The sequence below is a fragment of the Deefgea piscis genome (genome assembly GCF_019665785.1).
Classification (GTDB): domain Bacteria; phylum Pseudomonadota; class Gammaproteobacteria; order Burkholderiales; family Chitinibacteraceae; genus Deefgea.
Map to the genome: position 1 here is coordinate 2,334,416 of NZ_CP081149.1, position 13,532 is coordinate 2,347,947.

Sequence of the window (13,532 nt, forward strand, 5' to 3'; positions counted from 1 at the left end):
TTGCCAGCGAAAGCGCGGTCAACTGGGGTGATTCACGCCTATATCGGCATTGTTTTCGCGGGCAAGCGCGCTCCTACAGAATGCTGTTGACTTGGCTGCTCATCAGAAGGCGTATTGAGCACTACGATGCAGCACTGTTGTGTGCTGCGCCGTTCACCCCCATCAGCGCCAATCAACTCGTCGAGTGCACCAAGCAATCAATATAGCCGCCAGCGCAATCACCGCCATGCCCCACGCCAAATTACTGGCATGAGCAATAAAGCCAATTAATGGTGGCCCCATCAGCGCCCCAATCGAGCCCATGGTCGTCACTGCCGCTAACGCCACTGCGCCATGCTTGGCGGCTGCGGCATACACACACGGCGAAACTGCCGCCACGCCTAGCCCAACCAAAGCAAAGCCGATTAAAGCCGGTACCACGCCGCCAACCACTAAAGCCAGCGCCAAACCCACGCCAGCCAACAGACCTCCGCCCGTTAACATCCGCTCAGCGCCCCAGCGGGTACGCCAACCATCACCCATCCAACGCGCAATTAGCATGGTGCCGGAAACACAGGCAATCCCCAATGGGGCCAACTGCGCCGAAGCGCCAGCCATTTCTTTTAAATACAAAGCCGACCAATCGGACATCGACCCTTCAACCACCGTGCCGCAGAGCGCAATCAACCCCAACCACAGTGCCACGCCTTTGGGCATCACAAAGCGTTTGCCATTGGACTGCTCGGCGTCTTTTATCTGCTCGGGCAACAAGCCTTTACGCGCAAAAGCCACGCCAAGCCACAACAAACCAGCGGCAGAAACAAAATGAACCCATAAAGAATCCGTCAGCAGCGTCAGCCCAGAAGCAAACAAAGCCGCCAATAAACCGCCCAAACTAAATACCGCATGTAAACGCGACATAATCGCTTGCTTACCCGCCAGCTCAACCTCAACCCCTTGCGAATTCATCGCGACATTCAGGCACGCCACAGCGATACCTTCCAGCGCCATGACCGCCATTGCCAATGGAAAAGTCGGCGCTAAAGACAAGGCAATCAAAATCAATGGAATCGCCGCCCCAGCCAGCAGGCAGAGTTTTCTCGAACCGAGTTTATGCAGCAAAGTGGCGGTAATTGGAAAAGAAAACACCGCGCCCAAACCGCTGGCCAATAATAAAATCCCCACCTCGGCGGCGCTTAAATCCAATTGCATTTTTAAGGTAGGAATGCGCGAAGCCCAAGTACCAAAATTAAAACCTAACACCAGAAATAAAGAAGCCACCGCCAGCTGACTGCGGCGTAAAGAGACTGAAGAAATATTCACAAGGAGTCCGTCGGATCAATAACTAAAGGCGCAGCCTGCGGCTCGCTTAAAGCAGATAAATGACTAAAATCAGGCGCGGTGACGGTGTCACCCCGCTCGAGCATATAAATAAACGCCAGCAATTCTGCCACAGCGCGATACAGCTGCGCGGGAATCTGGCTGTCTAAATCAACTTGCATCAATAAAGACACCATTTCTGGCGAATCATGCACAAAGATACCGGCCTCTTTGGCTTTTTCGATAATACGTTCGGCCAGCAAACCCTGCCCTTTAGCCACCACGCGCGGCGCACTGCTGCCTTCTCGATAAGCCAGCGCAACCGCGCGTGATAAGGGTTTATGGCTCATTGCTGACCTGATATTGCACGACATTAAGCCCTGCCGCCGCAAACCGCTCGAGCAAGCTAGCTTGCTGCTGCTTGAGTAAATCTGCGGTATCTGCGTTCAGCGCGTTAAAGCGCAAATGAAACTGCCCGTGTTGCAAGCTAGCAACAACACCCAACTCACCGAGCTTAGGCAAAGTTAAATCCAGTTTGGTCTGCCATTGCTGCTGCGCAGGGTTGTGCTCGCTATGCGCCTCACCCTCGTTTTTTAACTCTAATTCCCAACGCAAAGGCTGATCGGGCCACGCCGCCCCTTGCCAAATCAAAGGCCGCTGCTCAAGTAAATCAATTTGCTGGCGAACTAATTGCCGCATCGCTTGCTCGGGCGGCATATCCTCATTTTTTTTATGCAACAACAAGGCATCCGCCGTCATGGCCGTGGTTTGACGCGCTAAAGGCAGATCACCCTTGGGAGTTTGTTCGGCACCAAGATTAAATTGCGCTTGAGGCTCTTTGAGCAAGGTTTGTAAAGGCCGCTGCCCACTCACCCATTCGGCTTGATGTGATTCATAAAACAAACCACTTTCTGCTAAACGACCAGCCAATTGGCCCGCCAATTGCGCCGAATTAGGTGCCCCCACAAACAAAGGCTGCGCCTGTTGTAGCACCGCCGTTTTGCCATCCGTCGGCGCGTTTAACACCGCGCTGAGCATCGCAGCACCTTTACTTAATGCCACATTGGGCGGCGGCGCTAATGTCGGTTTGGCTTCAGCTTGAGCCAGACTAAAGGTGAGCGTTGGCGTTTTGGCCAACACCGTTAAATCCAGTGTTTCACCCGGCTGGGTATTACGAGGTAGGTTGAGATCGAGCAACTGATCTTTAATCAGTACGGCAAAGCGGCCATTGGGTAACAGATTGGTTACCGTCGCTTGAACTTTCTCACCAACGGTAAGGCGAATATCATCAGGAGAGAGTTTGACCGCCTCTAAAACACCTTGCTGACCACGCAAATATTGCGTTAGCAAGGTGCTGGCCATATTGCCCGGTAGCATTAGTTGCGTTCCGCGCTACGATAAATCGCCACGATCAAATCAGCTTCGCCGCGAGATATCCCGCAAGCGGCCGCCACTTCCGGCGCATCTGCCCCAGTCTGCGCTAAACGAATCGCGTGCGCATAAGGGGATTCACTCGCAAGATGACGAGGTTCTTCATTGGTCAGCGGGGTATCGGCAGGTAGCGACGCAGCAAACGCCGCCAATCGAATTTTAATCAGTTCAAGCTCTTGTTTTAACCCTAAAATTTCAGCACTTTGATTTTTAAGCAAAAAACTAGAGTTGATTTTTTTCTGCTTAAAAAAGAAAAAAACCAATTCACCAATATAAAACAATACAACAATTAAGCTAACATATAACAATTGAGGCCATGTAATCACCAACATAACGCCGCCCCTATTCTATCACCCACTAAAATAAGCTTTATTTACTTTGTGTAAGTTACTTGCACCTTGTAAAAAATCAGCCAAAAATGCTCTGCGCTCAACATAAAGAGTATCGAGCTTCAATAAATTATCATTCACTCGACCCAACAAAGCCAGCAAATCATCGCGTGATTCTTCAGGTATTAAATTCAAATCTAAGGCAGGCAATTTCTGATATAAATCATGCAATTGCTGCTGAATGAGCAATGATTTATCCCAGTCCTCTTGTTCAGCAGCAAGCATCACCTCGTTCGAAAGCTGCCAAAGCTGCTGATATACCGCTAAATCAGGCTTTTCCATAGCTTGCAGCATCGCGAGCAGCCACTCCTTTTTCTTGCGAAATAGCCAATCCCGCATTTAATTGATTAGGTCCAATGGACTGCCAAGCTTCTTTTAGCTGCGTTAATATTTCGATCACATGAACCAATGCATTGACATCATTATTAATATTTGCAGTTAATAACTGAAAACTTAAATACTCATACAGCCGGTCTAGATTTTCAACCAACTCTCCACCTTGCTCATGATCTAAAGCCAAACGCAAACCATCATCAAGAATAGCGATTGCTTTTGAAATTGCAGCGCCTTTTTCAGCAATTTTGCCTTGTTCCATTTGAAAACGGGCAGTAACAACAGACTTAATTGCACCTTCATACAGCATAACAATTAGCTGATGTGGGCTAGCGCTCTCAACAACTAAATCGATACTCGCCTGTCCATATGCAGAGATTGCTTTTTTCATCACACTCATTATCTTAACCTCAAACTGCGCTATCTTACTTTGGTAAATTTGCCAATTGTGAAGTCAAACTATTACTTATATTTTTCATATTTGAAATTGCGATATCCATCGCAGTAAATTGCTGACGATACAATTTTTCAGTCATTTCATATTGTCGATTCAGGCGAATACGTTGCTCACCAATCCCCTCGACTGATTTATTAACGCCAGTAACACGACTTGCAATTGCGCCTTGATTCGATAGCATCGCGTCCAGTGCTTTATCTAAATTAAATGCAAAGCCACGACTAAAACTAATTGATCCAAAATCACCAGCCGTACTCGCGCTCGCACTCACTACCATGCCACTGGCTTTACCTGTACCAGTTAATAGCTGGCCATCTCCAGTAGCAGCCTCACCACCAATGGTACCCACTACATCACTGCCAGAAGCCATTCCGGCAATATTAATACCCAATGTTGCCAATGAAGAAGTGCCTACACTGCTAATTTGCACATTTGATTTAGAACCATAGCTTGAAGATAAAATTTCAAAGCTACTGGTTTTCTCATTAAAGTTAACAATCACTGATTTACCTGATTTTACTAAACTGGCGTCACCATTGATTTTTGACTGTAATTCTGCGGCTAAATCGGTAGGATTAGCATATGCCCCCTGCTTAAGTTTTATACTTGAGCTAGAAATATCATCAATCGCCACCATGATCGAGTCGTTGTTTGCGTCAATGGTTAAAGGCTGGCTTGTATTGGCAATATTTAATGACATTGAGCTAGTTGTTCCAGCACGTACATGCTTGATATCAAATAATTTTGTTGATGAGTTATAGTCCACACTCACAGTATCGCCTGTTGTGAATAAATTTGTATTAGCCGTAATTTTGGATTTAATTTGATCGGCTAACTGCTGTGAGGTGTAATTGCCAGCAACCATCGAAATACTCGACGAAGCGCCGGCCAAACTAATTGACGCGGATTTATTGGCGCCATCGATCTTCATAAAGGGTAAAGCAGTTCCTGAAAATTTAGCTTGCGTAGCTGGCGATGTAATTGATATCGGATATTTTCCTGCAACGGTTTGATTGGTTGAGGAAATATATTTTATATTCGGGTCGCTCGATATGCCATTGACGGTAAATAAATTCGCAACTGCACCTGGATTGGATGCAATAGCTTGCTGAAGCTTGGTTTCATTTAAAGTCATTGCGCCGGCTTTATCTAAACTAATCCCAACTTCAGATAAAGATTGAAAAAAGCTACCGGCACCTAAGGGCCGATTCAATACTGCACGTAGCTCTTGCTGTACAGAACGAATAGCTGTTTCCCCATTCAGAATGCCAGCCTTACCCGTTTTGGGGTCGTAGCTAGATAAATCACTGAGTGATTTATTGAGTTCATTAAATGCTTTAACAAAACTTTGTACCGACGTTTTAATGCCACTCGCATCATTGCCAATCGTGATGGTTGTTGGCGTAGTTGTGACTTTCAATAAATTAAGCGTAACACCTTGAATCGCATCATTAATTGTGTTTGAAGGTTTAGATACACTAATCCCATCAATTTTTAGCTTGGCGTCTTTTGCCGTTTGCGTTTCAAGTAAATTTCGTGTGCCCGTTGGATCATAGCTAAGTGCCGATAAACCATTAGTGTCTGTTTGGTTGCCGTCAGTATCCTCGACTACTAATCGCATTGAATTGGCGGCACCCGAGTCTTTGCTGGTCAGTACCAAACGATTTCCAGAGCCGTCATTTAAAATACTTGCCGTTACTCCAGCATTGGCTGCATTCACGGCATCCCTTACACCGGCAAGCGAATTATTTGACGCTGTAATATTGATTGAAATCGAGGCTTTTGCGGAATTAACGGTAAAAGTATCATCGGCATTTGATGGCGTATCTTTTGAATCTACAGTCCCAAATTGCAAAGTAATTTTGCCGGTACCAACCGGTGAATTTACCGACGTAAAAACACCCGTGGTTAATTTTTGGTTCTGAGCTAATTGACTCACTTCAAGTGTTGAAGTGCCTGCTTGAGCAATAGTACTTGAGCTGGCAGTACCAATGGTTGCATCGGCAATTGAGACATTGGTGCTTTTAAATTTATTAACATCTGATAAACCACGGACAGCGGTCTGAAATGTAGACATGGCACCTTTTAAAGTACCAAGCGCTGTAATTTTAGCTTGAAATGTTAATTCTTTTTTATCCAAGACTTGCAGCGGCATTTTTTCCGCGGTCATTAATTGGCTAATTAAACCATTAATATCAATGCCTGAGCCCGATCCCGACGAAGTAATTGATGGCATGGCAATCCCCTTTTAGACCAATAACAACCGTTGTTATGCTTTTTCTTTTACTAAAAGCCCTTGAAAACGATCAATAGCTTGTGCAATAGATATTGCCTCTTCTGTTGGTATTTGTCGAATGACTTCTTTAGTATCTAAATCGACAAGTTTAACTACCGGCACTTTTGATTCTTCATCAACCGAGAACTGCAAACCATTGGCTAAACCCTGAACCATATTATTGAGTTTCTCAACTGATTGATTCAACAACTGAGGATCAGATGGCGATGCAGCTCCGACAGTGGTCGATGCTGCAGAATTTGAAACTGTGGTTTGCTGAGCTGATTGAGCAACAGCAGCATCTGTGGTGGCCACTTTCATCGCCGGTACAATCAAGGACTGAGCGGCTAAATTGGATTGAATTTGCATGATCATCACTCCTGTAGAAATGCCCCAGCAATCAAATAATCACTGGGGCTACACAATTTATATTTCATTGTGCCAATCTAATTACCGATTAACCCCTTAGCAAGCTAAGCACTTGATTTGGCAGTGCATTCGCTTGCCCCAACATCGCAGTACCTGCTTGTTGCAATACTTGTGCTCGAGTTAAGGCGGCTGTTTCTGAAGCAAAATCCGCATCTCGAATTCGACTACGTGCTGCACTCATATTCTCTGATGTAGTAGATAGATTATTAATCGTAGCTTGGAAGCGGCTTTGCAAGGCACCGAATTTAGCGCGTTGGTCATTCACTGCAGCCAAAGCGTCATCAACAACACGTAGCGCTTGAACTGAGTTTTCAACTGTAGAAATATCGAGTTTTTCAACCGTTTTCAATGTTGATGCATAAGCCTGGCCTGAAGCCAATGACACTGTTGATGAGCTACCACCTACCGCTAAAGTACCAGAGCTAAACGAAGCACCACTGGTTGACACTGAGTAAGAGCTAGATGAGTTGAGTGTAATTTGACCACCAAAAGTCACACTACCAGTACTTGGACCTGTCGTAGAAAGCCCTACCGAACCACTTGAAACAAACTGAGTAGAACCACTCGAAGCGGCATTATCACGGTTATAGACTTGAACCGCGCCACCAAAACCACTTGCAACGCCTGCTGAATTCATTGAAATATTAGCGCCATCATCAGCCACCAGTTTCAATGCATACACTGTTGTTTTAGAAGAATCTTGATACGTAGCTAGCTGAGCAGTCACGCCTGTTTTCGATGATTTGGCATTAAATGCTGCAACAGCCTGCGCATAATCTTCTGCTTCTACTGAACCATCAGAATCGGAATCCGTCACGTTAAATGAAATCGCTTCAAACGTACTGCTTTTCGATGCGACAGTTAAGCTATACGAGCCTGAGCCAAGACCTAAATTCACCTCAGTTCGGGCTGTCGCGGTCACGCCAGTACCTGCATCATTAATTTTTTTGGCAATATCGCTCGCCATATCAGTACCTGATACGGTAATTGAGCTGCCATTAATGCTAAAAGCCCCCCCGCCCGATGCCACGGCCACACCGGCAACGTTAACCGTACCCGTTGCGCCTGCGCTAACCATTGACGTACCACTCACACTATTGGTCGTGGCTAACGTTCCAGTACCATTACCCACACCCATCTGGTAAGTACCATATTGATTGGTACGCAAATTCGCAGTATTCGCGGTAATGGTTTGATTGGCATTGGCGCCCACTTGGAAAGTCGATGCAGAAAAACTACCGTCAAACAATTTTTGACCGTTAAATTCCGTCGAAGTTGAAAAACGATCCAACTCAGAAACTAACTGCGAAACCTCAGCATTCAATGCAGCGCGATCAGAAGTTGAGTTCGTTGCATTACCAGACTGAACGGCCAACTCACGAACGCGTTGTAAAATATTACCCATTTGCGATAGCGCGCCCTCACCCGTTTGCGCTAATGAAACGCCATCGTTGGCATTACGCTTCGCTTGATCCATACCGCGGATTTGCGATGTGAAGCGCTCTGAAATCGCTAAACCGGCAGCATCATCTTTTGCACTGTTAATGCGTAAACCCGAAGAAAGACGCTCCAAAGAGGTATTCAGGCTTGATGACGACTTTGCTAAGTTATTCTGGGCCGTTAGCGAAGGTACGTTGGTATTAATGACTTGCATGATAAATCTCCTTGCGCGCCTAACTTGTTTTATTACTACCTAATTAGTTTCGGGTCAGCTTCAAAAGCTCCCTTGCACTAGTTATCGGTTAAGCAATGCATAACTTTAGTCAAAAATTCAAATTGCATACCTTCGATTTAAAACACTTACGATTTCGCCCCGCTCCAAGCCGCCAACCACAAATCCAGATTGTGCTCACGCAACATCCAGTCTTTGTTTACTGCAAACTTTAACTCATCCCCCATTCTGGCCGCATGATCTAAATCCGCCGTATGTGCACGAATGGCATCAACCCAATCTTTATGCCTATTTTTAACCCGTGTTACCGGTAAATGCTGCGCATACGGCTCAATATCAGTACAAATCACTGGGTAGCCACAAACACCATACTCAAGTAAACGAAGATTACTCTTACAACGATTAAACAAATTATGCTCGAGCGGAGCCAGAGCCACATCAAGATTTAAACTAGCCAATTTTGTTGGATATTCATTAATCGGCACGCCAGCATGAAATTCATGCACATATGGCCTGAGCTTATCTGGGCACATACCAAAAAACACCCATTCCACTTCACCGGCCAATTCTTTCACCACGTCCGCAATCAACTCCAAATCACCGGTATGACTTACCCCCCCGGCCCATCCTACTCTAGGCTTTTTAGATTGCCGTCTTGCGGACGATACCCCCCCCCAAACACTCGGTGACAAATAGTTATTGACGACATGAATATTTGAATGCAAACCTGAATAAGCATTCGCCAATTCATCCGTTGACACAACAAATCGATCCACCATGGTTAATGCTTTACGTAGCGACTTCAATACGTCTTTCGGCATTTGATCACGATGCGCACTTTTTAATGGCAAATTAGGCAAATAATCATCTAATTCATAAATTTTAAATGACGAATTACATGATCTAGCTTGTCGCATAAACTCAAGCTGCTGCTCTGTAATTTGCCTTTGAAAAATCATGACGTCAGGATTGTATTTCGCCAATTCAAACGGTGGTAATAACTCAAACGTTAATGAACCGGTGATTTTCAACTCTTGTTCAAGCGCCAAAAACGGCTGAATCAATCGATAATTTCCACATCCCATTTGATCAGCAGGATGACATAATATTTTTGGCGCAGGATGCCATGTTAATGGATTCCAGCTTAATAAAGCGCGATGTTCTAACTCAAAACCATTACCACTTAATGTTAAATTTTTGTTATATGCCGGATCATTACCAATTTTAGTCGACCATTTGGCATACATTGCTTGCTGCTCGGATTGGAAACGGCGCAATTTTTCCGTTTGCTTGGCTACATCAACCGTATTCTGACTAACACTTCCTTCATGCAACACGACCGAAAATGGCGTCCAAACTACCAACAGACCCAACTCACCGACTTTCAAACACAAATCGACATCGTTATACGAAACCTTAAAATCTACTTCATTCATGCCACCAACCTGCTGATAAACTGATCGGCGAATCATTAAACACGCAGCAGTCACTGCAGAATAATTCTGCTCCAATTGCAAACGATGCATATAGCCAGAGCTTTCGTGCGCAGCCCCAATGCATGGGTGATCAGCAGGACCACGCAAACCCAATACCACACCTGCGTGCTGTACAAGTCCGCTTGGATATAATAATTTCGCACCAACAACACCAACGTCAGGGCGCGCCGCATGATGCAATAATTCATCGAGCCATGAACTTTGAATCATCGCCGTATCATTATTTAACAACACCAAATACTCACCACGTGCTTGACTGACCGCAAAATTATTTATCGCAGAAAAATTAAATGCATGCGGATACGATAAAACGCGAAGTTTCCCAGCTAATATTGATTCAAGCTGCTGCAAATAAGGTGCGACCCGCGGATCATCACTTTGATTATCAACCACAATAATTTCATACGTTTGATAACTGGTCTTTTCTAATATAGATTCAAGACACCGTTGCAACATTGGCAATTGATTCTTTGTTGGAATAATAATACTTACCAAAGGAGAATCTGATATGGCATATTGAATACGTACAGCGCCTTCAACACGCTGATTATCTAAAATTTCAGCAACAATACCTAATCGATCAAAATGCTCATAAATCAAGCCGACAAATGCTTGATAACGCGTCAAATTAGATAAGACGCGGGCATCATTAATATTTAAATGAGCAACAAGTTCAGATACATGCCCAATCGACTGTGCGCCATAACATTCATAAATAGACAATAAAACTGCAATTTGTTCACAACCAAAAAAATCGGTTTTTATTGACTGAAGTAGCTCTAGCTGATCATGTCTTAAAAGTAAAAATCCATCAGCATAAGGCATGCTGCGAATTAAATTGATATCAAAGTAGGGTTTAAATCTTGGGCAAGCTGGTCGACCATCTAGATTAATGATGTCATCATCAAAATATACCGACTTCCATTCTTCTTTATCAACGATTTGATGCATCGCGAGCAACAAACCAGACAGCGTCAATTCATCACCAGCTTCTAAAAAACCCAACCAATCACAATCATGATTAAAATTTAAACATGTAGAGTAAAAATCTTGATTCGTTTTAATCCAATCTAACCCTCCACCTGGCATAGGATTTTCAGCTGCAGAGCAAATCATTACATTCAAATTAGAATAGAGTTGCTGAGAGATACTCTTAATCGTTTTAATAACTAAATTTTTATCACCAAAACGATCAATAATGCAAATTGTTACTTTTGGCATTACAGTTGATTCAGCATGAATATCAAAATGCTTAGCCTCTGACTCACTGAGTTTTTGCTGATTTAGCCAATCCAAATATTCTTCACTGCTATTAGGGAATCGTGGATTAGGTACATTACCCTGATAACCAGCGTCAACCGTTAATAGACCTTGATGATAAGCAATTAAAGGAAATAAGCGTTCGATCGCATGTGCAAGCGTGCCATTGGTTTGGCCCAACTCAGGCTCAAAATCATCTACCGTAATATTTAGCGAACGTAATGAATCAAATACTCGCCCGCGACACCAAAACATCGAGGCACCAGGGAACTCATAGGCCATTTCATCCAAATTAAAACCCAAGCGTGCGGCTAATTCACGCAACAAATTAATATTGCCACCTGGTGAATAATGCGCGTGCAACAATCCTCCAGCGCCGGCAATAATGCCCACCTCTGGACGTGCATTAAATAAATCAAGAATGGCTTTGACACCGTCCGGAGACGGCAGCAAAGAATTCAGTACTTCATTACGCCATTTTTGTACAAATTCAGGATCTAAATGCAATGATTTTTTAGTGTGTAATTTACAAACAAAATCATACTTACTCAGATTTTCATACTGCAATAGGGTGATTAGAGGCCCGATATCTCTGCCACGATTTTCTGTGATGTATAATTTAGCCGCAGGATATGCATGAGTGAGCAAGTCTCCGACTCGTCCTTGATTTTCAGGTGTTGTTGTCACAATCAAATCAAAATCGACTGGAATATTTTCAAGTGAAACTACAATGTCTTTCCATTGATCCAAATAATATAAATGCAAGACAACAGCTATACTAGGCTGCCCCTCCAATTTATTTGAATTTAAAGTTTGATCCAACTCACACTGGCGAGACATATTCCCCCCTAATTGTTGCAATAAATTATCAATCAGGGTATAGCGCGCAGCTGAAACATACGGATCAATTGTAATTCTTTCTAAATACGAAGCTTGCTCATAAGCAGCATCAAGTGCATAACTAAAAGTTTCATCTGCATGAAATAATCGCGTTGATGTATAACCTAATTTACCACGCCAAGCCCTAAATTCTTTATCATCAATAAGGCGCTGCACGTCTTTGCAATACGATATTTTGTCAGACCAAACATAAAGTGAAGTTGGCATTGTTGATTCAATATCTAAAGAAAATTCGCACTTTCTCCATTCCACAGGAGCAAATCTAACCACTGGCTTTGTCATTGCAGCTGCTTCGAATAGAGCAGTAGGGGAAGTAAATGGAGTAGAGTCAAGATAAATGTCGCAAGCAGAATAAGCGGCAACCAGTGCTTCTTCGTACAAATGTCCTACGCAATGCAATCTCTCAGGAAATTTTACACGCAATTCATCCCATGGATTAGTATAATCCGGACCGACCACCATTAAATGGACGTGTTTATTTTTCTCTAAAATCGGAGATACTATGTCAGCCAAACTTACACCGTCAATAGATAAATATTTATATGGTGAACCGCAGGACATTAATAAGAAATCATCATTTGATATGCCGTACTGCTTTCGAATATCAAATTCAACTATCGAATTCAATCGATTAAAATCAAGCGGCAATGGAAGCCACTTAATATGTTCGGGAGAAATACCTTTACGACTTTGCAATAAAGCCCCTGACATACTGAGGACAACATTAGATACAGTTACACCCAAAGAAAATGCATGCGATGCATGATCTTGAAACAAAACAGGAGGTGGAGACTCCATTCCAGCGAGTGCAGCATTCGCTAAAACTTCATATGGATGAATCAATAATACAATAAAATCAGCCAAACGAAACAACGAACGCAATTTAATTGCGCGCTCCAATAATGTTGACTCATTTAAAATTTCAACTTTTAAACGTCTTTGATCAATAAGTTTCTTTAATTGAATTGGCAAACATTCAATTTGATTTGTCAAGACCAATGTGTACTGCGAATGACAATCTAATTCCATCCAACGCCAAGCAATTCTACTATGCCCTCCACTCGCTGATAAGCTACTCATTAGCATTACTACATGACGCCCTCCTTGCTTGTTTATTTCTTGCAACTTAATCGAACAAGCAGGTAAGCACGCAGAAGCACGAGCTATTAACTCCTCCAATTCCGGCGAAGAAAATACTCCCGTACTATTATGCCAAGCAAATGCTGCGAGTCCTTGTGCTTGACGCAGTGCAAGCTCATTATTTTTATCATTTAATAATTTCTTTATCTCTGCAATTCCATCGTTAAACCGAATCAAATTAGTTGAAACATTAAGCTCAAAAGACATAATTGCTCTGCCATAATAAAAAACACGTGCGCATGCTAAATTCCTAATTCGGAAAAAGATTAAACAATGAAAAAAATAAATTAACCTCAGTCATCCCACTCGATTTAAAACATTACACTACAAACCAACGATAAAATTGACTGTAATTTTTACACCTTCTAACCATATAGAGCCGAAACACTTAACTTACAGTCATTTAAAAATCTTCATAATAACTACCTAACAAATACGACACACACAGAAC

At 43.4% G+C, this 13,532-nt stretch carries 10 protein-coding genes; all 10 read right to left on the reverse strand.

Features of this window, described 5'->3' with window-relative positions:
* Positions 1-162: 162 nt before the first annotated feature.
* The gene (locus K4H25_RS10755) at positions 163-1,302 is read right to left on the reverse strand and encodes an MFS transporter (protein WP_221020509.1); all 1,140 of its coding nucleotides are present in this window, start codon (positions 1,300-1,302) and stop codon (positions 163-165) included.
* Entirely contained in the window at positions 1,299-1,649 is a 351-nt protein-coding gene (locus K4H25_RS10760; protein ID WP_221020510.1) for an EscU/YscU/HrcU family type III secretion system export apparatus switch protein, read from the reverse strand. Before K4H25_RS10760 ends, K4H25_RS10755 begins: the two co-directional genes overlap by 4 nt.
* Entirely contained in the window at positions 1,639-2,676 is a 1,038-nt protein-coding gene (gene fliK / locus K4H25_RS10765; RefSeq protein ID WP_221020511.1) for a flagellar hook-length control protein FliK, read from the reverse strand. The genes K4H25_RS10760 and fliK overlap by 11 nt, the downstream gene beginning before the upstream one ends.
* Positions 2,676-3,062 (reverse strand): DUF2802 domain-containing protein, encoded by a 387-nt coding sequence (locus tag K4H25_RS10770; RefSeq protein WP_221020512.1) that lies wholly within the window; start codon positions 3,060-3,062, stop codon positions 2,676-2,678. Before K4H25_RS10770 ends, fliK begins: the two co-directional genes overlap by 1 nt.
* Before the next feature lie 18 nt (positions 3,063-3,080).
* The gene (gene fliT, locus K4H25_RS10775; protein ID WP_221020513.1) at positions 3,081-3,401 is read right to left on the reverse strand and encodes a flagellar protein FliT; all 321 of its coding nucleotides are present in this window, start codon (positions 3,399-3,401) and stop codon (positions 3,081-3,083) included.
* Positions 3,388-3,843 carry a flagellar export chaperone FliS gene (fliS, locus tag K4H25_RS10780; protein WP_221020514.1) on the reverse strand — a complete coding sequence of 152 codons (456 nt, stop codon included), beginning with the start codon at positions 3,841-3,843 and terminating at the stop codon, positions 3,388-3,390. Before fliS ends, fliT begins: the two co-directional genes overlap by 14 nt.
* Positions 3,844-3,877: 34 nt before the next feature.
* A complete protein-coding gene (fliD, locus tag K4H25_RS10785) occupies positions 3,878-6,145 on the reverse strand; it encodes a flagellar filament capping protein FliD (RefSeq protein WP_221020515.1) in 2,268 nt (755 codons plus the stop codon).
* 33 nt (positions 6,146-6,178) lie between these two features.
* Positions 6,179-6,553, reverse strand: a complete 375-nt coding sequence (locus K4H25_RS10790) for a flagellar protein FlaG (protein ID WP_221020516.1) — start codon at positions 6,551-6,553, stop codon at positions 6,179-6,181.
* 88 nt (positions 6,554-6,641) lie between these two features.
* Complete coding sequence (locus tag K4H25_RS10795; RefSeq protein WP_221020517.1) at positions 6,642-8,267, reverse strand: flagellin N-terminal helical domain-containing protein; 1,626 nt, start codon at positions 8,265-8,267, stop codon at positions 6,642-6,644.
* 146 nt (positions 8,268-8,413) lie between these two features.
* A complete protein-coding gene (locus K4H25_RS10800; protein WP_221020518.1) occupies positions 8,414-13,288 on the reverse strand; it encodes a rhamnan synthesis F family protein in 4,875 nt (1,624 codons plus the stop codon).
* Positions 13,289-13,532 lie beyond the last annotated feature (244 nt).

Excerpts from the sequence above, each read along its gene's own strand:
- K4H25_RS10790 (WP_221020516.1), bottom strand. The coding sequence starts at position 6,553 with ATGCAAATTCAATCCAATTTAGCCGCTCAGTCCTTGATTGTACCGGCG.
- fliK (WP_221020511.1), bottom strand. The coding sequence starts at position 2,676 with ATGCTACCGGGCAATATGGCCAGCACCTTGCTAACGCAATATTTGCGT.
- fliT (WP_221020513.1), bottom strand. The coding sequence starts at position 3,401 with ATGGAAAAGCCTGATTTAGCGGTATATCAGCAGCTTTGGCAGCTTTCG.
- K4H25_RS10800 (WP_221020518.1), bottom strand. The coding sequence starts at position 13,288 with ATGTCTTTTGAGCTTAATGTTTCAACTAATTTGATTCGGTTTAACGAT.
- fliS (WP_221020514.1), bottom strand. The coding sequence starts at position 3,843 with ATGAAAAAAGCAATCTCTGCATATGGACAGGCGAGTATCGATTTAGTT.
- K4H25_RS10770 (WP_221020512.1), bottom strand. The coding sequence starts at position 3,062 with ATGTTGGTGATTACATGGCCTCAATTGTTATATGTTAGCTTAATTGTT.
- K4H25_RS10795 (WP_221020517.1), bottom strand. The coding sequence starts at position 8,267 with ATGCAAGTCATTAATACCAACGTACCTTCGCTAACGGCCCAGAATAAC.
- fliD (WP_221020515.1), bottom strand. The coding sequence starts at position 6,145 with ATGCCATCAATTACTTCGTCGGGATCGGGCTCAGGCATTGATATTAAT.
- K4H25_RS10760 (WP_221020510.1), bottom strand. The coding sequence starts at position 1,649 with ATGAGCCATAAACCCTTATCACGCGCGGTTGCGCTGGCTTATCGAGAA.